Annotated in this window: 23 protein-coding genes and 1 pseudogene; 14 read left to right on the top strand and 10 right to left on the bottom strand. The window is 54.6% G+C overall.

Going from position 1 to position 22248, the window contains the following annotated elements:
* Positions 1-29: 29 nt before the first annotated feature.
* The gene (gene thiI / locus C2U40_RS12635; protein WP_017410255.1) at positions 30-1478 is read left to right on the top strand and encodes a tRNA uracil 4-sulfurtransferase ThiI; all 1449 of its coding nucleotides are present in this window, start codon (positions 30-32) and stop codon (positions 1476-1478) included.
* Positions 1479-1555: 77 nt separating this feature from the next.
* Here thiI and C2U40_RS12630 read toward each other — a convergent pair whose 3' ends face one another.
* Positions 1556-1948: a hypothetical protein gene (locus C2U40_RS12630; RefSeq protein WP_039214967.1), complete on the bottom strand. Its 393-nt coding sequence runs from the start codon at positions 1946-1948 to the stop codon at positions 1556-1558.
* A 101-nt stretch (positions 1949-2049) separates the two neighbouring features.
* Complete coding sequence (locus tag C2U40_RS12625; RefSeq protein ID WP_011705587.1) at positions 2050-2682, bottom strand: trimeric intracellular cation channel family protein; 633 nt, start codon at positions 2680-2682, stop codon at positions 2050-2052.
* Positions 2683-3098: 416 nt separating this feature from the next.
* Here C2U40_RS12625 and flaA point away from each other — a divergent pair, with 416 nt between their 5' ends.
* The 7 genes from flaA to C2U40_RS12585 all read left to right on the top strand — a co-directional run bounded on the left by flaA (position 3099) and on the right by C2U40_RS12585 (position 10248).
* Positions 3099-4010 carry a flagellin A gene (gene flaA / locus C2U40_RS12615; protein WP_042065609.1) on the top strand — a complete coding sequence of 304 codons (912 nt, stop codon included), beginning with the start codon at positions 3099-3101 and terminating at the stop codon, positions 4008-4010.
* Between the two features lie 578 nt (positions 4011-4588).
* A complete protein-coding gene (gene flaB, locus C2U40_RS12610; protein ID WP_017410252.1) occupies positions 4589-5494 on the top strand; it encodes a flagellin B in 906 nt (301 codons plus the stop codon).
* A 38-nt stretch (positions 5495-5532) separates the two neighbouring features.
* Positions 5533-5973 carry a flagellar protein FlaG gene (locus tag C2U40_RS12605; RefSeq protein WP_103827215.1) on the top strand — a complete coding sequence of 147 codons (441 nt, stop codon included), beginning with the start codon at positions 5533-5535 and terminating at the stop codon, positions 5971-5973.
* A gap of 26 nt (positions 5974-5999) precedes the next feature.
* Positions 6000-7409: a flagellar filament capping protein FliD gene (fliD, locus tag C2U40_RS12600; RefSeq protein ID WP_103827214.1), complete on the top strand. Its 1410-nt coding sequence runs from the start codon at positions 6000-6002 to the stop codon at positions 7407-7409.
* A gap of 25 nt (positions 7410-7434) precedes the next feature.
* A complete protein-coding gene (gene fliS / locus C2U40_RS12595; protein WP_077096643.1) occupies positions 7435-7857 on the top strand; it encodes a flagellar export chaperone FliS in 423 nt (140 codons plus the stop codon).
* Positions 7854-8153: a hypothetical protein gene (locus C2U40_RS12590; RefSeq protein ID WP_103827213.1), complete on the top strand. Its 300-nt coding sequence runs from the start codon at positions 7854-7856 to the stop codon at positions 8151-8153. Before fliS ends, C2U40_RS12590 begins: the two co-directional genes overlap by 4 nt.
* Before the next feature lie 7 nt (positions 8154-8160).
* Positions 8161-10248 carry a motility associated factor glycosyltransferase family protein gene (locus tag C2U40_RS12585; protein ID WP_181014737.1) on the top strand — a complete coding sequence of 696 codons (2088 nt, stop codon included), beginning with the start codon at positions 8161-8163 and terminating at the stop codon, positions 10246-10248.
* An 87-nt stretch (positions 10249-10335) separates the two neighbouring features.
* On the opposite strand, the gene C2U40_RS12580 is transcribed toward C2U40_RS12585, so the two are convergent.
* The 5 genes from C2U40_RS12580 to C2U40_RS12560 form a co-directional block, all read right to left on the bottom strand.
* Positions 10336-11157, bottom strand: coding sequence for a cobalamin-binding protein (locus tag C2U40_RS12580; RefSeq protein ID WP_103827211.1), 822 nt, complete (start codon positions 11155-11157; stop codon positions 10336-10338).
* Positions 11150-12100 carry a cobalamin biosynthesis protein gene (locus C2U40_RS12575; protein WP_181014736.1) on the bottom strand — a complete coding sequence of 317 codons (951 nt, stop codon included), beginning with the start codon at positions 12098-12100 and terminating at the stop codon, positions 11150-11152. Before C2U40_RS12575 ends, C2U40_RS12580 begins: the two co-directional genes overlap by 8 nt.
* Positions 12097-12789, bottom strand: a complete 693-nt coding sequence (gene mtnN, locus C2U40_RS12570) for a 5'-methylthioadenosine/S-adenosylhomocysteine nucleosidase (RefSeq protein ID WP_103827210.1) — start codon at positions 12787-12789, stop codon at positions 12097-12099. Before mtnN ends, C2U40_RS12575 begins: the two co-directional genes overlap by 4 nt.
* Before the next feature lie 107 nt (positions 12790-12896).
* On the bottom strand, positions 12897-13655 hold the full coding sequence (locus C2U40_RS12565; protein ID WP_103827209.1) for a substrate-binding periplasmic protein: 759 nt from the start codon (positions 13653-13655) through the stop codon (positions 12897-12899).
* Positions 13656-13749: 94 nt separating this feature from the next.
* Entirely contained in the window at positions 13750-14682 is a 933-nt protein-coding gene (locus C2U40_RS12560) for a ZIP family metal transporter (protein ID WP_103827226.1), read from the bottom strand.
* A 377-nt stretch (positions 14683-15059) separates the two neighbouring features.
* Between C2U40_RS12560 and C2U40_RS12555 the strand changes: the two genes are divergently transcribed.
* Positions 15060-16691, top strand: a complete 1632-nt coding sequence (locus C2U40_RS12555) for a methyl-accepting chemotaxis protein (protein WP_045790137.1) — start codon at positions 15060-15062, stop codon at positions 16689-16691.
* A 458-nt stretch (positions 16692-17149) separates the two neighbouring features.
* Here C2U40_RS12555 and suhB read toward each other — a convergent pair whose 3' ends face one another.
* Positions 17150-17953 carry an inositol-1-monophosphatase gene (suhB, locus tag C2U40_RS12550; RefSeq protein WP_016350372.1) on the bottom strand — a complete coding sequence of 268 codons (804 nt, stop codon included), beginning with the start codon at positions 17951-17953 and terminating at the stop codon, positions 17150-17152.
* A 201-nt stretch (positions 17954-18154) separates the two neighbouring features.
* Between suhB and C2U40_RS12545 the strand changes: the two genes are divergently transcribed.
* The 4 genes and pseudogenes from C2U40_RS12545 to C2U40_RS26070 all read left to right on the top strand — a co-directional run bounded on the left by C2U40_RS12545 (position 18155) and on the right by C2U40_RS26070 (position 20446).
* The gene (locus C2U40_RS12545; protein WP_011705601.1) at positions 18155-18610 is read left to right on the top strand and encodes a hypothetical protein; all 456 of its coding nucleotides are present in this window, start codon (positions 18155-18157) and stop codon (positions 18608-18610) included.
* A 302-nt stretch (positions 18611-18912) separates the two neighbouring features.
* A pseudogene (locus C2U40_RS26900) lies at positions 18913-19185 on the top strand (type VI secretion system PAAR protein); the annotation flags it as partial.
* 260 nt (positions 19186-19445) lie between these two features.
* Positions 19446-20075, top strand: a complete 630-nt coding sequence (locus C2U40_RS26525) for a hypothetical protein (RefSeq protein ID WP_181014735.1) — start codon at positions 19446-19448, stop codon at positions 20073-20075.
* Entirely contained in the window at positions 20072-20446 is a 375-nt protein-coding gene (locus tag C2U40_RS26070) for a hypothetical protein (RefSeq protein WP_146054352.1), read from the top strand. Before C2U40_RS26525 ends, C2U40_RS26070 begins: the two co-directional genes overlap by 4 nt.
* A 515-nt stretch (positions 20447-20961) precedes the next feature.
* On the opposite strand, the gene C2U40_RS12525 is transcribed toward C2U40_RS26070, so the two are convergent.
* Positions 20962-21468 (bottom strand): glycoside hydrolase family protein, encoded by a 507-nt coding sequence (locus tag C2U40_RS12525; RefSeq protein WP_103827205.1) that lies wholly within the window; start codon positions 21466-21468, stop codon positions 20962-20964.
* A gap of 53 nt (positions 21469-21521) precedes the next feature.
* Between C2U40_RS12525 and C2U40_RS27000 the strand changes: the two genes are divergently transcribed.
* Complete coding sequence (locus C2U40_RS27000) at positions 21522-21701, top strand: hypothetical protein (RefSeq protein ID WP_219812535.1); 180 nt, start codon at positions 21522-21524, stop codon at positions 21699-21701.
* A gap of 193 nt (positions 21702-21894) precedes the next feature.
* Here C2U40_RS27000 and C2U40_RS12520 read toward each other — a convergent pair whose 3' ends face one another.
* The gene (locus C2U40_RS12520; protein ID WP_103827204.1) at positions 21895-22173 is read right to left on the bottom strand and encodes a hypothetical protein; all 279 of its coding nucleotides are present in this window, start codon (positions 22171-22173) and stop codon (positions 21895-21897) included.
* Between the last annotated feature and the right edge of the window lie 75 nt (positions 22174-22248).

The following is a 22248-nucleotide window of genomic DNA, read 5'->3' as shown; positions in this document are numbered from 1 at the left end:
TGATTTACTTTAAAATTTAAAGAGCCCCCATGAAGTTCATTATCAAGCTGTTCCCGGAAATCACCATCAAGAGCAAGTCGGTTCGCCAGCGTTTCATCAAGATCCTGCAGGGCAATATCCGCAATGTCCTGCGCCGCTTCGACGACGATGCCCGGGTGCGGATGGATTGGGACAAGCTGATCGTGAGCTCCCGCAATGACCAGTTCCGTGAACAGGCCATCGAAGCCCTGGCCTGCATTCCCGGCATCCAGGCTTTCCTCGAGGTGCAGGCCAGCAAGTTTACCGACCTGCACGACATCTTCGAGCAGGTGAAAGCCGTGTGGGGTGACCAGCTCGAGGGGAAAACCTTCTGCGTGCGCGCCAAACGCCACGGCAAACATGAGTTCTCCTCCCTCGAAGTGGAGCGTTACGTGGGCGGTGGCCTGAACCAGCATTGCGTGAGCAACGGCGTGCGTCTCAAGAACCCGGATGTGAAGATCAACCTCGAGATCGACGGCGAAGAGCTCTTCATCGTCAGCGCCATCCATCAGGGCCTGAGCGGCATGCCCATCGCCACTCAGGAAGATGTGCTGAGCCTCATCTCCGGTGGTTTTGACTCCGGTGTGGCCTCCTTCCAGTTCATCAAGCGGGGCTGCCGGGTGCACTACTGCTTCTTCAATCTGGGTGGGGCCGCTCACGAGATCGGCGTCAAGCAGGTGGCCTATCACCTGTGGAACCGCTTCGGCTCTTCCCACCGGGTGCGTTTCACCGCGGTGGACTTCGAGCCGGTGGTGGCCGAGATCCTCGAGAAGATCGACAACGGCCAGATGGGCGTGGTGCTCAAGCGGATGATGATGCGTGCCGCCGCCAAGGTGGCCGACGAGTTCCAGATCCCGGCGCTGGTGACCGGTGAGTGCGTGGGTCAGGTCTCCAGCCAGACCCTCACCAACCTGAACGTCATCGACCGGGTGACCGACAAGGTGATCCTGCGCCCGCTCATCACCTGGGACAAGCCGGACATCATCAGTGAAGCCCGCCGCATCGGTACCCTGGAGTTCGCCGAGACCATGCCGGAGTATTGCGGTGTGATTTCCAAGAAGCCGACCGTGAAGGCCGAGCTCTCTCGCATCGAGGCGGAAGAGGAGAACTTCGACTTCGCCATTCTGGACAAGGTGGTGGCCGAGGCCCGTTACCTCGACATTCGTCGCATCGGTGAAGAGACCGCCGCCGAGGTGCAGGAAGTGGAGACCACCGCCGAGAGCGGCGACAACGAGGTGATCCTCGATATCCGCTCCATGGACGAGCACGACGAGAAGCCGTTGCAGGTAGAAGGGCGTGAGGTCATGCATATCCCCTTCTTCAAGCTGGCCACCGCCTTTGGCGATCTGCCCAAGGAGAAGACCTACCTGCTTTATTGCGATCGCGGCGTGATGAGCAAGCTGCAGGCGCTCTATCTGAAAGAGAAGGGCTTTGCCAACGTCAAGGTGTACCGTCCGTAATGTGACGTTCAAGCGTGCATAAAAAATCCGGCCAATGTGCCGGATTTTTTTATTTCACTCGGGGGAGAAGATTTTCGTTAAGGGCAGGGCACCGGGGTAAAGGTGGATTGCCCCTGACAGCGCCACCCCATCTCCGCCTGGCGCATCTGCCACAGGTTGTTGCTGCGAAACAGGGTCAGGATGTAGATCATGTCGCTCTTGGTGCCGTCGAGGGCAACGGAGAGCACCAAGTCGTTATCCAGCTGTTGTGCCTGGATGCGACTGGGGATGTCGCTGTGGCCGACAAAACGCAATGCCACTTCACGATAGTCATTGACCCAGCTCTGCTGGGCAGTGCTTGCCTGTCGGATCTGCTGGTTGAACTGCTGCACCGGGGTGGAAGCGAGCCGTCCAAACAGTACCTGCGCTTCGGCCTGCGCCGTTGCCACATTCATCAATAGCAGTGATGTGATGAGTCCAAGTTTTTGCATGAGGGATTCCGGCTTACAACACTGGACCTTATGACAACAGAAAAGCCTGCTTGGTTCAACGCAACCTGGCCAGGAGTGCGACTCGACCCCTGGCCACGGCATCAATTGCGCTGCAGTGAGAAGGTGGGTAGTGACAAATGCCAATAGATGGCCGCCACCCGCAAACCAAACACCGCCGTCATGCAGATGAGCATGGCGGTCACCCGATCCACGTTTATCTCCAGCGCCAGGGTATAGAGGATGCCTCCCAGGATGCAGGCGGTGGCATAGATCTCTTTTTGCAAGACCATGGGCACTTCCCGGGCCAGCACGTCCCTGATCATGCCGCCAGCCACCCCTGTCATGGTGCCCATCAATACGGCGATCAGCCCCGATGTACCAAAGTTGAGGGCTTTTTGCGCCCCGATCACGGTAAAGAGTGCCAGCCCGAAGGCGTCGGCGACCGGCAGCACGTACCAGGGCATGCGGCGGGGCAGCTTGACCATCCACATCCCGATGAGTGCAGTTGCTATCACCACCCAGATGTAGAGAGGGTCGCGTACCCAGAAGACGGGGGTGGCTCCCAGGATCATGTCGCGGATGGTTCCGCCCCCGATGGCGGTGACTGCCGCCAATACCATGACGCCAAAGCCGTCCATCCTGAGACGACCCGCCACCAAAACCCCCGAAAACGCGAATACCGCAGTACCAAACATATCGCTGATGTAAACAATCTGCTCAACCAGTGTCTGCATGGAGAACAACTCACGTCCAATTGTTGATGGGGTCGCGATTTTAGGGGGGATTGCGGCGTCTGACCAATGGCTGCCTGCAAGAAGTGGGAGCCAGACCAAGTTTTTGCGGGCGGTGATGATACCGGTCGTCGTCATGATGCCTGAGCGGTACCAGATGGCCGGCAAGGCTCACGCTGCCTCACCCATCGCCGTCTGTTGTTTACCTCATGAGCTTAGCGGGAAGAAGAGAGCATTTTTTTCCTCAAGTTCAACGAGAACATGCCGATAAATAGGGTAAGCGGCGTTAATGCGATGAAGCGTTGAAAATAATGCTAAAGACATCGAAAAAGAGGCCGTTAAATAAGACGCATCGAACAGGAAAGACAATAAAGTTCGAGCAAATTAGATAGTAAATTTAATAGCTTAGGAGAATGGTCATGGGTCTTTATATCAATACGAACGTTTCATCGCTTAACGCTCAGCGTAACCTGATGAACACCAACAAATCTCTGGATACATCCTACACCCGTCTGGCATCTGGTCTGCGCATCAACAGCGCCAAAGACGATGCCGCCGGCCTGCAGATTTCCAACCGTTTGACCTCCCAGATCAATGGTCTGGATCAGGGCAACCGCAACGCCAACGACGGTATCTCCGTCGCCCAGACTGCCGAAGGCGCCATGGATGAAATCACCTCCATGCTGCAACGGATGCGTACTCTGGCACAACAGTCTGCCAACGGCTCCAACAACACCGATGACCGTACCGCGTTGCAGCAAGAGTACTCCCAGCTGATGACAGAAATCGACCGGGTGGCCAAAGACACCACTTTCGGTGGCCAGAACCTGCTCAAGGGTGGTTATGTAGGCTCCTTCCAGGTGGGCGCTGATGCCGGTCAGACCATCACGTTCCGGATGACCACTGCGTTCAGTATTTCGGGTATGGCCTCTGCGACCAGTGGTAGTGCAACGGTAACGACCACGACTACCGGCGAGCCTTATACCATCACCAAGACGGCAGGGACTCCGGTCAGCTCTACCAGTATGTCGACCATTACTGCGGCAAGCTCTGCCCAGTCGGCCATGGCTAACTTGGATTACATGATCAAAGTCGTGGACAGCAAGCGTGCGGAATTGGGTGCGGTGCAGAACCGGTTCGATTCGACCATTCGCAACCAGGCGAACGTCTCTGAAAACGTCAGTGCCGCGCGTTCACGGATCCGCGATGCCGATTTCGCGACAGAGACCGCCAACCTGACCAAGCAGAACATTCTGCAACAGGCTGCCTCGACCATACTGTCCCAGGCAAACCAGCGTCCGCAGTCAGCACTCTCCCTGCTGCAGGGCTGATAAAAGAAAACAGGGCGGTTGTTCAGGCCGCCCTGGTCAAGAGATGGAACAAAGGGGTGTTCGGTTCGCACTCTGTTCTATCGGGAGAGAATCTATTCTCTACTAGTAAAGCCAAGTGTTGTACAGCTGTTCAGTTCTGTCACGCTTGGTCATATTCTCCTGAGCGTATGCTCGTTTTAGGCCGGATTTTCCGGCCTCTTTTTATTGTGCCGTCAAATTGACGCCACTCCCCCATAGCAAAGCACAAACTGTGCCAAATATGTGCATTCATCCCTCCAAGTTGGTTTCAGGTCTGGTGCCGTGTCCAAGGACATGGGGGGCCTGCCGTTTGCCGCTTGCCGGATAAAACTTGCCGCCTTCGGCAATTATTTTCCTAAAGCTTGTCGCTGTGCAGCCGTTAAATAAAGTGAAGCAATCGAGGGGTGTTCGGAATCCAACGTTTGCACTACTGCGGGTGGCCTGTCCGTTCAAACAGACACCCGCCAGAAGAATCAGGCTCGTTCAACCTGTTCTTCTAACGGTGGGACGCCGCTTTGGCGGCGCAACCCGCAGTCGCATGTTCTTCGGGAGAATATTTTATGGCCATGTATATCAACACGAATACTTCATCACTGAACGCCCAGCGTAACCTGATGAACACCAACAAGTCCCTGGATACGTCCTATACCAGACTGGCTTCCGGTCTGCGTATCAACACCGCCAAGGACGATGCCGCCGGTCTGCAGATCTCCAACCGTTTGACCTCTCAGATCAACGGCCTGGATCAAGGTAACCGCAACGCCAACGACGGTATCTCTGTTGCCCAAACGGCAGAAGGGGCCATGGATGAAGTGACCAGCATGCTGCAACGCATGCGTACGCTGGCACAACAGTCCGCCAACGGCTCCAACAACACCGATGACCGTACTGCACTGCAGCAAGAATTTGACCAGCTGACGACCGAGATCAACCGTATCTCTAACGACACCACCTTTGGTGGTCAGAAGTTGTTGGATGGCAACTACAAAGGTTCGTTCCAGGTAGGTGCCGATGCGAGCCAAACCATCACCTTCAAGATGACCTCTGCGTTCACCATCAGCGGGATTGCATCATCCACCAAGGGAAGCGCGACCGTTGCAACCAGCGCCACTGGCGAGCCTTACACCGTGACCAAGGGTACGTCAGCGGTGACCTCTACCAGTGTGAGCAGCATCAAGGCAGCAAGTTCGGCTCAGCTGGCCATGGCGAACCTTGATTTCATGATCAAGGCAGTTGACAGCAAACGGGCAGAGCTGGGTGCGGTGCAGAACCGCTTCGACTCGACCATTCGCAACCAGTCCAACGTTTCCGAGAACCTGAGCGCAGCACGCTCTCGTATCCGCGACGCAGACTTTGCGACCGAGACTGCCAACCTGACCAAGCAGAACATTCTGCAACAGGCGGCGTCCAGCATCCTGGCGCAAGCCAACCAAAGACCGCAATCTGCTCTGTCCCTGCTGGGTTAACAGAAACGCAGTGATGAGATAGAAAGAGGAGCGACGATATGGCCAATGAAATTGGGATCCCGTCATCGGTCACTCCTTCTTCTCTTCAGTCAAGTAGCAAGAGCGGCCAATCGGCCGCTCAAGTGCTATCTGGCACGACGGAAGAGCAGCGGGTGACGGCACAGGATGTGAAAAAACAGCAAGAGGGACAGCCTGGTGAAAAAAGCGCCAAACAGGATGTGCCTCAGGCAGACATTGAAAATGAGGTCCAAAAGTTGCAGGAGTTCAGTAAGTTGCAAGGCTGGACCGTCAATTTCAGTGTTGAAAAGGATCTGGATCAGGTGGTGATCAAGGTGGTAGACGCCGAGACCAAGTCAATGATCCGGCAAATCCCGAGCGAAGAGTTGCTGGCTATCAGCAAACGAATTAAAGATCTGCGTGAGAGTGATGCGACCGGAGGAGGTTCACGCGTCGGGTTGCTGCTCGATAACGAGATCTGATATGAAAACTTAAGAGGAGAGTGAGTATGCCCACCATTACGTCTGCAGGTGCCGGCTCCGGACTCGATTTGGAGTCAGTGATTGCTGCCAGCGTCGATGCCAAAAAAGCACAGCTGATGCAGCCCATCACCACCAAGAAGACCAACACTCAAATCACTCTATCCGGTGTGGGGCAGCTGAAATCTGCCATCGCCTCTTTCGTGACTACCTTGCAGGCGATGGCGAAAGATGACGCGTTCAACAAACGCTCCATCAACATTACCCAGGACAAGGACAAACCTGTGCTCAAGGTGGAGAGCAAGGCAGGGGCCTCCAATGGGCAATATGATATCAGCGTCGAACAGCTGGCAAAAACTAGCAAATTTGACGGTACCTTCGACTCGTCGACCACTCCTCTTATCACCCAAGACGGAAAATTGACGTTCAAGGCTGGCGACAAGACCTTTGATGTAGATGTCAAAGCTGGCGATTCGCTGCAATCCATTCGAAAGCGCATCAACAATGACGCAGACAACTTCGGTCTGAGCGTCAACATCATGAATACCTCAGATGGCAAATCCAAGCTGATGATCGATTCCGGAGTCAGCGGCAGTGGTAAAGATCTGCAAATCACCGGCAACACCACTGAATTGACCGACAACCTGGTCTCCAAGCTGACCAAGCGCCAGGATGCTCAGGATGCCAAGATCAAGGTGGATGGCAACACGCTGACCAGCGCAACCAATACCTTTGATGGCACCATCGTCGGTCTCAAACTGACTGTGCTGAGAGAGTCGGATAGTACGACGACGACCGATGCCAGTAACAATCCAGTCAAAACATACAGCTCGAACAAGGTTGATGTGACCACCGACAAGGCCGGTATCAAAGACATGGTCAAAAGCTTTGTCGATGGCTACAACGCCCTGGTGAAGAAGAGCAATGAGCTGGGCAAACGCAACTCCATCGTGGCCGGAAAAAGCCAGAATGATGGCGGAGCGCTGGCTGGTGACGCGACGACACGCGCCGTGATCAACATGATGAACGGTGCCATTACCGAACCCTCACAAAAATCCTCAACCTATTCAACGATTTTCCAGATGGGTGTGAAGATGGACAACAAAGGGGTTCTCTCCATTGATGACACCAAGTTCAGCGAGGCCATCGACAAAAACTTTGATCAGGTGGTGGCCGTTTTTGGCGGCAAGGATGGGGTGGCAGGTAAACTGGCCGGACAATTGGAAACCTATTCCAAAACCGGTGGCTTGCTGGCCAAGCGGGAAGATACGCTGAATTCGGATCTGCGTGAGGTGAGCCGCAAGGAGTCGGATGTCGCCTCTCAGCTGACCAAGTATCAGGAGACCTTGCGTGCCCGTTATGGCAGCCTGGACTCCATGCTGGCCAAGATGAACAAGTCGGCCTCTTATCTCAATTTGCTCAATACCAAATCGAATTAATACGTAGTCAGGAGCCGTGTCTCGTATGTATCGGAAAAATATCAAGGCGTATACCACCCAGAATCTGCAGTCCGAGCTTGCAGTGGCAGATCCCTACCGGGTGATCCAGTTGCTGATGCAGGGCTGTCTCGAGCGGCTTGCCCAGACCCGTGGCGCCATCGAACGTCGTGATTTCGAGGGCAAATCCCAGTCTGTGTCCAAGACCATGGCCATCATCAACGGTTTGCAGGACTCGCTGGATCTCTCTTACGGCAAGGTGCCTGAGGATCTTTTTGCTCTGTATGACTATATGAAGGCACGGATGATGGATGCCAGCCGTGACATGGACATCGCAGCCATCGATGAGGTGATGACCCTGATGCTGACCGTCAAAAGCGGCTGGGATGCCATTCCGGTGGAAGAGCGCGACAAGGCCATTGCTCAGCAAAAAGCGGGCAGGACGGAATGAGCGATGCCATTTTGTCCGGGGTGATGGCTCACGGCAGCCAGCTGTTGCTGCTGCTGGAGAGAAATGAGTTGTCGGCAGCGGAGGCGCAAATGGATCACTATCTTGATGCTTTCGATGGTGTGTTTCGGCAGTTCCCCGTGGAAAGCCACCTTGATATGGAACAGCAGCAGGCTCTGTTGCAGTTTCAAATGATCCATGAACGAATCGCGAGCGCCAGGAGTCTGGCAGAAGATGAATTGCGCCAATTCTCCAAGGCTGGGCGAGCAACGAGCCTTTACAAGTCGAATGCGGGTTAAATATCGAATGGATTTTAATAAAAACATAGAAAGTGCAGAGGAAGAGCTTTCCCGTCTTGCAGTTCAAAAAGAACAGGAAGCCGCCATGCTGGCGGTGTTGCCTGTTCGCCATCAGCTTAATATGGCCGCCTTTGAAAAATATATGCCAGGGATCCATGACTTTTTCAAAGAGTACCAGCCAACCAGACCTTTTCGATTTTTCTGTAATGAAAATGGCATTCCAAATATATTGTGGCTTGATGACAAGGTTTCCCTGTATGGGGACGATCCCTTTGCCGAAGCGCAAGCCCAGATTGCCGAGGTGATCGAACAGAGCGTATTGCAATGCATCGATTTTGTCCCTCAATGGTATCTGGAAGGCCAAATTCATATTGCCTACAACAATGCTATTTCAGAGCTCAAAGAGAATGCTTCCCTTGAGGGATTACCGCTTCGCAAGGCGCTGGGTGCGGATATTCCCTTGTCATTCATGTACGGGATCGGGCTGGGCTATCAGCTTGGCTATCTTTATGAGAAATGCAGGGTCAGGAATCTGTTTGCCTTCGAGCCCGACCTCGACATGTTCTATGCCTCGCTTTATTGTTTCGACTGGCACCAACTTCTCGAATATATGGAACAGGAGTCGCTGAGCCTGCATCTTTTCATCGGTGTAGATGAGCAACTGCTGGTGGCCGACATGATGGAAGCCTTGCATCGCAAGGGGGCCTTCTGGTCGGCGAGTTACTTCTCATTCTGTCATTATCACTCACCCAAGCTGCATGACTTGATCGACAAGGCTGAGGGTGAGCTTTATCTGCTCAAGACGGGTTGGGGCTTCTTTGATGACAATATTTATGCACTGGCTCACAGTCACACCCATCTGCAGGATGGCACGCCGTTCCTGAAAAGGGAGCGGGATACCTCGTTGGCCGAGCAGGTACCGGTATTCGTGGTCGGTAACGGACCGTCGCTGGATCAGAACATCGACTTTATCCGGCAGCATCAGGGACAAGCCATTATCATCGCCTGCGGTACCGCAGTCAGTGCCCTGCACAAGGCGGGTATCAAGCCTGACATATACGTGGCGGTGGAGCGAACCAAGAGCTCGGCAGATTTCCTGCGCATTCTCGGTGCGGATGATTTCCTCAAGAATGCCGTGTTCCTCAGCGTCGATGTGATTCACCCCGAGTGCAAGACCTTTTTCCGTAAAACAGGTCTTACTTTCAAACCTAATGAACCCATGTTTGCCATGCTGGCCAGCCGTTTGGGTCAAGCTTTCGAATATGAGTCCATTGAATTTTCCAACCCCTTCGTTGGCAATACCGGTCTCAACTATGCTGCCCTGCTCGGTTTCAAGCAGGTATACCTGTTCGGGATAGACAATGGCTACAAGTATGCAGACAAGCATCACTCCAGTTTGAGCCTCTATTACAACGAGAAGAAAGAAGCCAAATACAATGAAAGTCTGAAGGATACTTTCCCGGCTCCGGGCAATTTTGGCGGGGAAGTGCGGATCAACCACCTGTTTGGTCTGGCCATTCATAATATGACGCGCGTGTTGACTGGCCATCCGGATATACGCTGCCTGAATTGCAGTGATGGTGCTTACATTGACGGTGCCATCCCTCAACGGGTTGATGCTCTGCAAATCAGCGGCCCTGAGCTGGATAAAATAGCTCTGCTTGATGAGCTGATGGTGCGCAGCTTCCAGCCGTTCGACATGACCAGTATCGACTTCAATGCCGCGCTCAACGTACCGCTGTTTGACGATTTGCTGGAGAAGTTGCGTACCGACTGGCAAACGGTCAAATACGAGCACAATGAAATATTGGCCATGATGCAGCGTCATCACGATTATCTGCTGTATTTGCTGATGAGCCGTGATTGTCATCTTTATCGCATTTTGATTGGCTCGATGAACTATTTCTACGCCAACATCATTGGTTTGATGATGACCCTGCTTGACGCTGCTCCTGACAAGTTCGAAGCCAAGATAAAAGAGGCTGAGACTATCCTCGAGCGCTTCTTTGATGATGCGAAGCCGATTTATGCCGATGCCTTCCAGCGTCACGATTCCGTCTATTTCGTCGGGCTGGATATCTTCAAGCAGAAATAACGGCTATCCCTCATCACATGTCTACTAAATAAAAAACACCGGCGTTGGCCGGTGTTTTTTATTGTGAAAATAACCACGTAACGCGGCTTACTGGTTCGGCTGTTGCGCCTCTTCAATGGCCCGACATATTTGCTCTACGGCGTTGAGTGCTCTTGGGGTGAAACGGTGCAGTTCGTCCGAGTTGATGAGGCGCAGGCGCTGATGGCGGACGGCGTCCAGATTGGACCACTGTTGCCAGTGACGCAGAGCGTCGGGATCTTGACTCCCCGCCAGGATCAGTGCCGGATTGGCCTTGATCACCTGCTCCAGGTTGACCTGTGGATAGGGCGTGCGGGCAGCTGCCATCACGTTTTCCCCGCCGCACAGCTCGATGGCCTGGGCGGGCCAGGCATTGCCGCTAACGCTGGTGAGCGGTGGATACCAGAGCTGATAAAACACCTTGATATGCTTGGGCTTGCCGTAGCGCTGCCCAAGTGCGGCCAGGCGGGCGAGATAGACATCGGCCTCTGCATTGGCGGTTTGTTCCACCCCCAATGTTTTTCCCAAGGCCCGCATCTCGGTGGCGAGGGAGGCAAAGTCGGTCGGTTCTGAATAGAACACCGGGATCCCCAGTTGCTCGACAGGGGCCAGCATACGGGATTGGGCGGAGCGCCAGGCGACGATCAAGTCGGGCTTTTGGGCCAGCAGGGCTTCCAGATTGATGCTGCGGTAGTTGGCCACCTGGGGCAGGCGTTTGACCTCGGGTGGATAATCGGAGGCATCATCGGTGGCCACGATGCGATCACCGGCACCGATGGCAAACAGCAGTTCGGTCAGATGAGGAGTGAGGCTGACGATGCGTGCAGGCGTCCCGGCCAGCAGGGCGGGCGACATGCACAACAGGCAGAGCAGGATGAGCCATCTAGCCATGCAGCTGCTCCAGCACAGTGAGGAGCAATGCCAGCGCCAGCCAGCCCCAACTTACTTGCTGCAGGCGATTGAGCAGGCGCAGGGCCGTGCCGGCCTCCGGCTCGGCGGCGGCATCAAACACGGGGAAACGGATCAAGCTGCCCTGATAGTAGCGGGGGCCACCGAGCTTGCGGCCCAGCGAGCCGGACAGCAGCGCCAGCAGTATTCCCATCGCGGGGTAGGGCCAGCGTATCGCCGTGCGCAGCCGGCTTGCCAGCTGGCGCAGCTGGGTCAGACACAAGGGCAGTGCCAGCAACAAGATGGCAGGGGTGCACAGAGCTTGATAGAGCACGGCGGCGGCCCGGCCAAAGTGGGCAAAGGCTGGCTGTTTCGGGCTCCAGCCCTGATTCATCAACTGGGCGAGGCGCCACAGCAGGGCGCCTTGGACTCCCGCCAGGGCAAATCCCAGCAGAGGGCCGGCCCACTGTCCTATCAGGCGCAGGGCGCAACTTTCGCTGACCGCCTTGGCAAGCCCCATCAGAGAGAGCTTGCCGGTATCGCGCCTGAGCCAAGGGGCGGCCTGCAGCCGGGCCACCACCAAGGTATCCTGGTCTGTCAGCGAGCGAGTGGCACGGGCCAGCTCCCGCAGCGGACGCGACTCCAGCATCAACAGCAGAAACAGCAGATCGAACAGCGGCTCCGAGAGCGAGAGATTGCGCACCGCCCAGAGTCCGGCGGCGCAAGGCAGCCAGACAATCAGCATGGCCAGCAGACCGGCCTGCAATTGCTGACCGGGGGCGCCATCGGGGCGACACACCTTGTGACCCAGCCGGGTCAGCAGCGGTACGACGGCGGAGAGCCGATAGTGGGCCGGCCAGGGCACGATGGCCTCCAGCAGGGCGGCCCCGAGCAAGATGGCCGCCGGAGTGGCGGCCATCTGTTCCAGCGTGGTGAGTGGGATCACAGCTTGCCGAGCATCTTGATGATCACCTCGGCGGAGTGCTTGCCGGCCACCTCGATGAAGGCATCGAAGGATTCAACCTGTTCCTTGCCGGCGATGTCGGACATGGCACGCACCACCAGATAGGGCACCTTGAACATGTGGCATACCTGACCGATGGCAGCCCCTTCCATCTCGACCGCCAGCATCTGCGGGAAGTCGGCACGGGCTTTGGCGATGGCGTCCGGCTTGCACATGAACTGATCGCCGGTGCAGATGAGGCCGACTTTGGTCTGATGCTTGCCCTGTTCGGCGATGCAATCCTGAGCAACGGCGATGAGCTTCTCGTTGCAGGGGAAGGCGGCCGGTTGCTGCGCCATCTGGCCCATCTCGTAGCCAAAAGCGGTGACATCCACATCGTGGAAGCGCATCTCGCTGGCGATCACCACGTCACCGATGTGCAGGTCTTGGGCAAAGCCGCCGGCAGAGCCGGTATTGATGACGCAGTCGGGAGCGAATTTTTCCAGCAGCAGGCTGGTGGCGACGCTGGCGGCGACTTTACCGATGCCGGAGCGGGTCAGGATCACTTCTTTGCCTGCCAGGGTGCCCTGATAGAACTCGCAGCCGCCCAGTTGCAGGGTGGTCGGGTTGTTCATCTGGCTACGCAGCAGGGCCACTTCCTGTTCCATGGCGCCGATAATACCTACTTTCATCACTCACCTCGTCTTGATGGCCATGCGGCCGAATAAGTTGTTGTGGATCATAACAAAAGTTGGCGATGGCGCCGAGCATTCCGATACTGCGCGATGTGAAGGGGCGCTTAAGGGTAGCGCTTGGCGAGATCAGCCAGCTCGCCACTGTCCGCCAGCCGTTGCAGGGCATTGGCGAACAGGGCCAGCCGGGCAGGGGAGGTGCGCTGGTAAAACAGGATGTAGAAGGGAATGGTCTCCATGGCGGTGGGGAGGATGCGGATCTGGCCGCTCAGATGGTGACGCAGCAGGTCGGCCTCGAAGCCGGGTGAACGGTAGTAGACGAAGCGCCCTCGTTTCATCAGCAGCTTGTCGTAATTGGCGGCACTGCTGATCCCGCCGCTGTCGATGATGAGCCCCTGCAGGGCCTGCAGCCGTTCGATGGCGCCGCTGCCGTGATTGATGAGGATGATGCCCTCTTCGCCAAGGGCCCTGACGTCATCCCACTGGCGGATCTCGACCGGATCATCGCTGCGCACTGCCAGGTGGTAGCGTACGGTGAAGATGGGGGGCTGCAGATAGAGGAAGTGGTTGCGACGGTCCGGGTTGTCGCCCACGCCGCAGATGAAGTCGAGCTGGCCGAAACGCACCTGTTTCTCCAGCCGCTTGAGGGGCACAAAGCGCTGATCGCCCTGGATGCGCAGGGCGGGCTCCTGGCGCTCCAGCAGTCGAAACAGCTCGACGCAGAATCCCCCGATGCGGCCATCCGCCATCTGGGAGTATTTGGGGGCGGATTCGGGCTGTGCCGCCGTGCGATAGATTTCGGTGGCAGAGACGGCCCGGTGAGCGACTGCCAGCAGACAACCCAGCACCATCACCCGGAATATCATGTCATGCTGGCCCTCGATGTGTGGGGAAATGCGACGTTGCCCGCGGATGTCACGGTGTTAGTGCTGAAACATTACGCCATATATCAGAACCTTATCAACCAAGTGCCGTATCGAGGGTCATCATCAAGGCAAACCCGGCCATCAGGCCCAGGGTGGCGTGGGTCTGGTGACCGTTGCGGTGAGTCTCGGGGATTACCTCGTGGGAGACCACGAACAGCATGGCACCGGCGGCCAGGCCGAGGCCGATGGGATAGGCGATGGCCAGCCCGCTGGAGAGGCCGACACCGAGCAGGGCTCCGAGCGGCTCAAGCAGACCGCTGCCGATGGCGACCAGCACGGCTTTGCCGGGCCGAAAACCGGCGGCGCACATGGCGAGTGCCACCGCCAGCCCTTCCGGTATGTCCTGCAACGCGATGGCGGTGGTGAGCGGCAGACCCACCGACATGTCACCTTGGGAGAAACTCACCCCGATGGCCATCCCCTCCGGCAAATTGTGCAGTGCGATGGCAAACACGAACAGCCAGACCCGGGAGCAACTCTCATGACCGGGACCACAGGGGCCGGTCTTGTCATGCTCATGGGGGGTGAATTGATCGAGCCCCAGCATCAGGAGCACCCCGAGGGTCATGCCTGCCACCACGACGGCGGCGGCGAGAAAGCCGTTGCCGGTGATCCCCTCTGCCGCCTCGAGCCCCGGCAGCAGCAGGGAGAAGGCGCTGGCCGCCAGCATCATGCCGGCGGCAAAGCCCAGCATGCTGTCTTCCACCCGCTGGGGGACCGAACGCAGAAAGAGGGCCGGCAAGGCCCCGAGCGCGGTGGCGGCAAAGCCGGCCAGGCCGCCGAGCAGGCCGTAGCGAACGCCGGGGCTGATGTCGCCGGCGGCCAGCATCACCAGGCTCTGCAGCAGCAACAGCACGACGGCCGTCAGTGCAACGAGCAGGCCGACGGCGATCACCGGGCGTGCCCGCAGTTGCTCGCGCAGCTGGGCAGACCAGGAGGAAAGGGGCAGGGCCGACGCGTTATCCATGAAGATCACCTCTCTTGCTTGATGGCGGGGACGGCGAGGCGCCATCCGGGGACTCTTGCATTACAGCGAGCCGGGCCTGACTTGTCCATGCCGGTGCATCGATTACATTCATCGGCTAACTATTTGAAATGATTTGGTCGCTTTGAATAGTTTGTGATGAAGATCGGGTTGTACGGAAAAACAACTTGCTTTGTTGCGGCGAAAGCTGGTGAAGGAGTAGGCAGGTTTGTGGTAAAGTGCCGCCCTCGCGAAACCCACCCTTCCCTTGGTCTTTCGCAACGTCCCATCTCCCGCCAGGAAAGCCCGGGTTACCAGTTCATACGGATGTGATCGCCACTGTGCACCTGCTTGTCAGCAGTCGAGGATCACCAGCCACCATGTTTTACAAAAATCTGTCTATCGGCAAAAAAATTGCCGTGGTCTTTGCGGTCATTGCCGCCGTCAACGTGATATTCGGTATTTTTCTCTCCAGCGAGCTGCGCGGCGTGCGCGATCGCGTGCTGAATTTTACCGACTCCACCCTGCCGAGCGTGCTCTCGGTCGAGAACCTGCTCTATGACGTATCCTACGTGCGCCGTGCCCAGTTTGCCCTGTTGATGGTGGATGACGCCAGCGATCTGCAGGCGCGTCGCGGCCGGATCCAGGCCAGCGTCCAGAAAGTCGAGCAGGCCTTTCGTGCCTATGAGGCCACGGTCGGTGCCGATCATGAGCGCCAGGTGTTCAACCGCGCCAAGCAGGAGTGGCAACGCTATCTGAACTCGGTCAATGTGGTGGATCAACTGCTGGTGCAGGGTCAGCTGGCCCAGGCCAAGGATCAGCTGTTCCAGTCCAACCCCATTTATGGCGAGCTGGAGCAGGCGGTCAACGGTCTGGTGGAAGTGAACCTGGGCTTTGTGAAAGAGAACCGTGGCAGCCTACTTGGCAGCGTCAACATGGTGACCAGTTTTGCCATGGTGAGCATCGGCAGCCTGCTGCTGTTCATGGTGGCCATGACCTGGTTCCTGACCCGCCAGATCTGCCTGCCGCTGCAGGCCGTGGTGGCGCAGGCCAACGCCATCGCTGCCGGCGATCTGACCCATCAGCTGGATCGCCAGCACATCGGTCGCGACGAGCTGGGCATGCTGGCCAAGGCCTCCCTCAAGATGCAGGACAACCTGCGTGGTCTGATTGAAGAAGTGGTGGCGGCTGTGACTCAGCTGGGGGCCGCCATTGAAGAGGTGAGCGCCGTCTCCGAGCAGTCGGCACAGGGGATCCAGAGCCAGCAGCAGGAGATCTCGCTGGTCGCCACCGCCATGGCCCAGATGAAGGCCACCGTGGCCGATGTGGCAGGCAACACCGAGACCGCATCCGAGTCGGCCAGCTCCGCCAATGCCTTGGCACGCCGTGGCAATCAGGATGTGCAGAGCTCGCTGATGTCCATTACCCGGGTTGCCGAGGAGATTGAACAGGCGGGCACCCTGGTCACCGAGCTGGAGCGCGAATCCGCCCAGATCAACGTGGTGGTGGATGTGATCCGCGGCATTGCCGATCAGACCAACCTGCTGGCTCTCAACGCCGCCATCGAGGCTGCCCGCGCCGGCGAGCAGGGCCGCGGCTTCGCGGTGGTGGCCGATGAGGTGCGTACCCTGGCGGGTCGCACTCAGGCTTCCACCGGTGAGATCGTTGCCATCATCGAAACCCTGCAGGCACGTGCCAATCAGGCCAAAGAGGTGACCGGCCAGAGCTGCGAGATGATCCGCCAGTGCGTGGAGCAGAGCGAGCAGACCAGCAACGGCATCCAGCAGATTGAAGAGGCGGTGGCCCAGATCGCCGACATGGCCATTCAGATTGCCAGCGCTTGCGGCGAGCAGGATGCGGTCTCCGATGAGCTGGGTCGCAACGTGGAGCGGATCAACGAATCCTCCAACGAGGTCGCCGTTGGGGCCGATCATACCGCCCGCGCCTGCCTGGAGCTGAGCCAGCTGGCCGCCGGTCTGCGTCAGACCATCGGTCGTTTCCGTCTGGCATAATGCTGCTGCGCGCCAGGGAGGGCGACACAACCGCTGCCTGCATTGGCAGGCACCCAAACAACCCGGCTCTGGCCGGGTTGTTTGTTATTGGCTGGCGGCTACTGGATTAGTCATGTGGTTTGCAAGGAAGGGAGAGCAACACGGATTCGGTGAACGGCGTGGCAAGTCTGCGATGGCAGAAGCTAGCAGCCGGGGTGGTCTGAGAGCAGCCTGAAGGAGGAGGCCGGGTTGTGGCGCAGAGCTGGTTCTGGTTCGAAGGGGGGCGCATCCTCTTGCCGCGCTGACGAGACATCTACAAAGGCCGCCTTGGTTGGGCAACGGATGCAGTCCTACCGATGAGATAGGTAGGGCAATGACGTGTGGGGATATGACGCAGACTGGTACGCTTTCCTTGCTGACGGCCATAAAAAAACCCGGCCTAGGCCGGGTTTGTGGTACGTGTGCTGCGCGAGGCTGGCTTATTTGGCCAGGGACTCCGGCAGGTTCTCACGGATCTTGCCGAGCATCTCTTTCAGAACGCGCGGGTTGGCAACCACGATGTTGCCGGAGTTTTCGTAGTTGTGACCACCCACGAAGTCGGTGACGATGGCGCCGGCCTCTTTGGCCAGCAGCTCACCGGCTGCGGTATCCCAGGGCTTCAAGCCGATTTCCCAGAAACCGTCGACGCGACCGGCAGCCACGTAGGCCAGATCCAGTGCGGCAGAGCCGGCACGACGGATGTCGGCACACTCGATGAACATGCTCTGGAACATCTTCAGGTACGGCTCGATGTGGTGCTTCTGCTTGAACGGGAAACCGGTGGCCAGGATGGTGCCAGCCAGCTCTTTGGCCTTGCCGACACGGATGCGATAGCCGTTCAGCTGGGCACCACTACCACGGGTAGCAGTAAACAGCTCGTCACGGATCGGATCGTAAACAACGGCTTGTTCAGTCTTGCCCTTCACGCGCAGGGCGATGGAAACGGCAAAGTGCGGAATGCCTTTGACCAGGTTGGTCGTGCCATCCAGTGGGTCAATGATCCATTGGTAGTCCGGATTGGTACCGGTAATCTCACCAGACTCTTCAGCCACGATGCTGTGTTCCGGGTAAGATTTTTTGATGGTGTGAATGATGGCCGCTTCGGCTTCACGGTCAACGTTGGTCACGAAGTCATTGCTGCCTTTCTGGATAACCTCGATATTCTCGGGTTGAGAAAAGGCTTTTACTACTACTTGACCGGCGTTGCGCGCAGCGCGCACGGCGATATTCAGCATCGGATGCATAGGTTCACCACTGGATGTTAAAGAACGGGGAATAAAAGGACGCGGTATCATACCAGTCTTCGCGAGAATGGCAACCGTTATACGCCATCCCCCCAGCCTTGGCGACTGCCAGATCTGACGGCTCCAATATAGGCTCCTTTTGGTCTAGTCTTATGGGCAGCAGCCGAATAACAGGCTGCATTGAGCATAGGGACGTGGATCATGAATTTGTCATTAGTCAGTCAAAAACCGTCGGCAATCACTACTCAGGGGCTGCTGGCTGCCTTGCGCGCATCGACCGGATATGGCGACTACTTCAACGAAGTGAGCATTGCCCAGCCTTGCCAATGGCAGCCAGGCAAGGAAGAGGCGGCGATCTTGCTGCTCGATGGCGACGCGGCCTGGCCGGAATTTGCCTGGCAGCGCAACAGCGATACATTCGGCTTGCCGGTGTTGCCGCTGCTGATGCGCAAGGGCGATGCGACTCTCACCATTCAGGGGCCGGACGTGCGTGACCCGCGCTTCTACTTCGTCTCAAACGGCATCGTGCTGGAAGAGTCGGAGCTTGCCGATCCCGCCTGCAGCCGGGTGCTGCTGAGCAAACTGGAGTCCTACTTCCCGCTCTTGTCCCGCCTGATCCTGCTGCGCCAGCGCCAACCCATGGGGCTGTGCAACTAGTCGCGTTCCTCCCTGCGTCCGGGCTGTTCAAGCGGCACAATATTTGTCATAAGGAGCAGGGAAGCGTTTTAAGACACTGGCTGACATCCTGAATCCCCTGTTAGGGCTCAACTCACAGGGGATTTTTCATTCATATGGATGCAGGTTAGGTCTGTATTTGTATGGTTCTATGACAATAACCGCTGCTTGAAAATCGGTCATAGATTGACGTTGGTCAGCCTCTGTTCATGGTCTCGATTGGTGCATTGATGATAAAGTGCCTGTTTTAGTCAGGCTAACATCAAGCACAAGGAGGCGTAGTTTTGAGCAAAAAAGCCGCGAAAGTAGGAGACATTGGGACAGACCATGACGGGTTTCATCCCACGGCAATCATCTCTGGTTCTCCTGATGTTTTCATAGATGGAATCCCAGCCGCCCGTGTTGGTGATCCCCTGGCCCCTCATGACAAGCCGAACAATCCCCCTCACCCAAGATCAATCGCCTCAGGTTCATCTACTGTTTTCGTCAATGGTAAACCTTTGGCTATCACTGGTGGTGCTGTTGATTGCGGTGGGGTAATCATAGGGTCTGGAACTGTCATTGTTGGAGATCAAGCACCAGCAGGACAATCAAGCTTTATTCCCCTAATCACATCATGGTTTGATACCTGTGTTCGTCTACTTAGCTCTACTGGCGATCCTTTGGCAAATTTCAAGTTCACCTATACCGATGATGCAGGAAAAACACACAGTGCAATGACAGGGCCTGATGGGGTAGCTAGTGGTCTTGCCAAGTCACAGAAGCCTCAACAGATCACTGTTGAGGGGAATAATAAAAATTGGCTCGTGAAGGGGAGATGATGAACAGTATACTGACTACACCTATTGAGGACTTATTCATCACAGATATTCGTCTGAGTACTGATAAAGATTTCTTGATTCCGTTGATTTTTACCTCATATCGTATTGCAGTTCGTGGGCAGTTTGGGCTCTATTATCTTGGACATGCTGGTGTTCTACTCGTAAATGGTACAACAGGCCAAACACGATACTATGAGTATGGCCGTTACCCCGATCCGAAAGCATTCGAACCAGGTATTGTTCGAGGTAGTATTAAGCAACCAGTTGAGCTTGATAGCGGGATGATAGTTGAGAGCAGTTTCAAATCTACACTACATGAAATATCACAAAGCCATGGTCAATCTAGTAACATCGCTGGTGTAGTAATGCGAGGCTATTTTTATGAAAAAGCTTTAGATTGGATAAATAAAAAGAGACGTGAAAACCATAGCCCGACTAAAGAGGCGTATGGGCTTTTCCAAAATAACTGTATGACGTTCGTTATTGATCTTGCAGAACACTTAGGACTTGATACCTATTGGCGTCCACCGATTGTCGTCCCGACGTTATATGCAGAGCAGTTCCAGCTTCAATATACCGATTTGGACTACGATTTTAAGAATGATATCTTAGAGGTGTCAGAATGAAGGGGCTTCTAGCTACGTTGAAAAAGCTATACCATATTTGTGCATTTTTATCTCTACTTGGTGTGGTTCTGATATTTATCTTTGCTGTAGACATTCCTGTATATGATGATGAACCATTTACAGATGGGAATGGCATTACATGGATGAAATATAAGGGGGTGAATCATGGATATCAGGTTTCTGAATCTAGTCCAGGTACATACAACTTGAAGATTTATGAGTTAGATAAACATAAAAAATCTAGTGTTGTTGATGAAGGAATCTTTAGGGTCGATTTACCTTTGGTCTCACCATTAAAATCTAGTAATTTTTCTTCATATGATGGAAAGCAAGTAGTTTTAAAAGTTCCCATCAATTTAGTGGAAAAATAAATTGATCTTACTTATGTTCATCGTATTGGCAATCAACTACATCATGATGCCGGTCTTTTTCATGATGCCGGATCTAAGTGATTGGGCGGCTCTGTATGTGGTACTGATGCCTAGAGTACTCTGGTTCTTTGCTGTCTTAGCCGGTGGTGTGTTCTGGTACTACAAGAGAATGGTTCTGTTCTGGTTGAACCTAGTTGGGTTTCTCTGTTTCTACGTACCATTGATTAAGTACATGCCATGAACAAACGAAAAAAGGGATAGCATCAACGCTATCCCTTTTCTTAATTCTTTTTGTGGCCTAGATTGCGGATCAACTCAATGATGATCGCTAACCAATCTTTACTATTGAATGATAGTTTCATTTAAGCCAGCCCAAAGTAAGTTGCTGCACCGACCCCAGTAAACAGTACAAGAACAATCGAACCTTTCGCCACAGGATGCATTTTGCTTTGAAGGACTGCATCAATACCTTTTCTAAGTAGAGCACCTACGCCCATAGTTATTACCTCTTATTTTTATGTTGGATAGTGCCCAGTACTACCCGTTCTTAGTGTTTGCATAACTCTTTTACTTCTGTTCGGAGTTTGCCTAAACCACTTACTATTTAATCCCTCCTTGTATGCCTGTTCATAATCTCTCTTTGAGATTGCAGCCCACATCTTTTTAAATGCAGATACACCCGCAGTACCTAACTGAAAGCACATGTTCTGTATTGCACTTTGATGAACTGGATCTAGTCCCTTGTACACTGCATCAAATGAACTAGATGCAATTCCTTTCTGTACAAATGCCAAGTCCTTACTGAATAGGTAGGAACATTCAGATGGAGTTATACGGCCTTGTGTAAGTACTGTTTTCAATTCCTGTTCTAGTAATGTGATTGCTTGAGGTTTTGATATGGTACTGTCTCTTTTAATTAGATGACCAATCCCCACAGCGTAGAAACCTTCTGTATCTCTATAGACTGTTAGCTTGTACCCCTCATCAATCACTAGTTGTTCTTCAATGCTTAAATTCTTCATCTGTTTCCTCTGTAAATATCTGTATAGAAATATTTATGAGGAACATGGATTAGATGAGTACGAACAAATGGGGGATAGATGACGCAGTACTAAGAGATTACGAAGGTTTCATTTATAGAATAGACAACACCAGAACAGGCCAGTACTACATAGGTAAAAAGTCATTTTGGTCTAGAGTGAAAGAGACAAAGAAGAGTTCACCGAAGTACGGGAAGAGAGTTATAAAAGAATAAAACTGGAAGGATTACCAGAGTAGCAATGCAGAGGTTCAGGGATGGGCTATAAGCGATTGTGAGTATTCAGTACTGTACTTGTGCAAGTCAAAGTACGAGCTTTCATACATGGAGATAGAGAGCCTTATAGAGTGCCAAGCATTAAGAGATAGTAATGCACTAAATGTAATGCTTGGCTCTAACTCAATAGGACTTAGAAGTAAAGATTAAACTTTAACTTGTCTTCTGCAATCGTATAAGCTTTGTTGTTTGGCGTCTCAATACGATCAATCACAGTCTGATGGTTTGTAAGTACAGAGACAACAGCCGAACAATTATCTTCGTATTGGTAGAAGGTGTTTGATTCTTTGTCATGTTCGAAATCGTTAAAGTAAACGAGTTCCCCTATGCCATCAACTTTAATTGATAATGAACCAGACAGATAAGCTTCATCATTGATGACTAGTCTTTCAGCACTTTTTTCAATAGACATTTCATTTTCCTTTTTTTGAATGAGAGCCCATTGTATCACACTCTCAGTACTGTCTAAACTTTGGGTTAAGTGCAT

It is taken from the genome of Aeromonas sp. ASNIH4, from assembly GCF_002934425.1.
Classification (GTDB): Bacteria; Pseudomonadota; Gammaproteobacteria; order Enterobacterales; family Aeromonadaceae; genus Aeromonas; species Aeromonas hydrophila.
This window is presented reverse-complemented; position numbering and strand designations above follow the sequence as displayed.

What these genes read in the sequence shown, in the direction of transcription:
- thiI (WP_017410255.1), top strand. Translation starts at nt 30, where the DNA reads ATGAAGTTCATTATCAAGCTGTTCCCGGAAATCACCATCAAGAGCAAG.
- C2U40_RS12630 (WP_039214967.1), bottom strand. Translation starts at nt 1,948, where the DNA reads ATGCAAAAACTTGGACTCATCACATCACTGCTATTGATGAATGTGGCA.
- C2U40_RS12625 (WP_011705587.1), bottom strand. Translation starts at nt 2,682, where the DNA reads ATGCAGACACTGGTTGAGCAGATTGTTTACATCAGCGATATGTTTGGT.
- flaA (WP_042065609.1), top strand. Translation starts at nt 3,099, where the DNA reads ATGGGTCTTTATATCAATACGAACGTTTCATCGCTTAACGCTCAGCGT.
- flaB (WP_017410252.1), top strand. Translation starts at nt 4,589, where the DNA reads ATGGCCATGTATATCAACACGAATACTTCATCACTGAACGCCCAGCGT.
- C2U40_RS12605 (WP_103827215.1), top strand. Translation starts at nt 5,533, where the DNA reads ATGGCCAATGAAATTGGGATCCCGTCATCGGTCACTCCTTCTTCTCTT.
- fliD (WP_103827214.1), top strand. Translation starts at nt 6,000, where the DNA reads ATGCCCACCATTACGTCTGCAGGTGCCGGCTCCGGACTCGATTTGGAG.
- fliS (WP_077096643.1), top strand. Translation starts at nt 7,435, where the DNA reads ATGTATCGGAAAAATATCAAGGCGTATACCACCCAGAATCTGCAGTCC.
- C2U40_RS12590 (WP_103827213.1), top strand. Translation starts at nt 7,854, where the DNA reads ATGAGCGATGCCATTTTGTCCGGGGTGATGGCTCACGGCAGCCAGCTG.
- C2U40_RS12585 (WP_181014737.1), top strand. Translation starts at nt 8,161, where the DNA reads ATGGATTTTAATAAAAACATAGAAAGTGCAGAGGAAGAGCTTTCCCGT.
- C2U40_RS12580 (WP_103827211.1), bottom strand. Translation starts at nt 11,157, where the DNA reads ATGGCTAGATGGCTCATCCTGCTCTGCCTGTTGTGCATGTCGCCCGCC.
- mtnN (WP_103827210.1), bottom strand. Translation starts at nt 12,789, where the DNA reads ATGAAAGTAGGTATTATCGGCGCCATGGAACAGGAAGTGGCCCTGCTG.
- C2U40_RS12565 (WP_103827209.1), bottom strand. Translation starts at nt 13,655, where the DNA reads ATGATATTCCGGGTGATGGTGCTGGGTTGTCTGCTGGCAGTCGCTCAC.
- C2U40_RS12560 (WP_103827226.1), bottom strand. Translation starts at nt 14,682, where the DNA reads ATGGATAACGCGTCGGCCCTGCCCCTTTCCTCCTGGTCTGCCCAGCTG.
- C2U40_RS12555 (WP_045790137.1), top strand. Translation starts at nt 15,060, where the DNA reads ATGTTTTACAAAAATCTGTCTATCGGCAAAAAAATTGCCGTGGTCTTT.
- suhB (WP_016350372.1), bottom strand. Translation starts at nt 17,953, where the DNA reads ATGCATCCGATGCTGAATATCGCCGTGCGCGCTGCGCGCAACGCCGGT.
- C2U40_RS12545 (WP_011705601.1), top strand. Translation starts at nt 18,155, where the DNA reads ATGAATTTGTCATTAGTCAGTCAAAAACCGTCGGCAATCACTACTCAG.
- C2U40_RS26525 (WP_181014735.1), top strand. Translation starts at nt 19,446, where the DNA reads ATGATGAACAGTATACTGACTACACCTATTGAGGACTTATTCATCACA.
- C2U40_RS26070 (WP_146054352.1), top strand. Translation starts at nt 20,072, where the DNA reads ATGAAGGGGCTTCTAGCTACGTTGAAAAAGCTATACCATATTTGTGCA.
- C2U40_RS12525 (WP_103827205.1), bottom strand. Translation starts at nt 21,468, where the DNA reads ATGAAGAATTTAAGCATTGAAGAACAACTAGTGATTGATGAGGGGTAC.
- C2U40_RS27000 (WP_219812535.1), top strand. Translation starts at nt 21,522, where the DNA reads ATGAGTACGAACAAATGGGGGATAGATGACGCAGTACTAAGAGATTAC.
- C2U40_RS12520 (WP_103827204.1), bottom strand. Translation starts at nt 22,173, where the DNA reads ATGTCTATTGAAAAAAGTGCTGAAAGACTAGTCATCAATGATGAAGCT.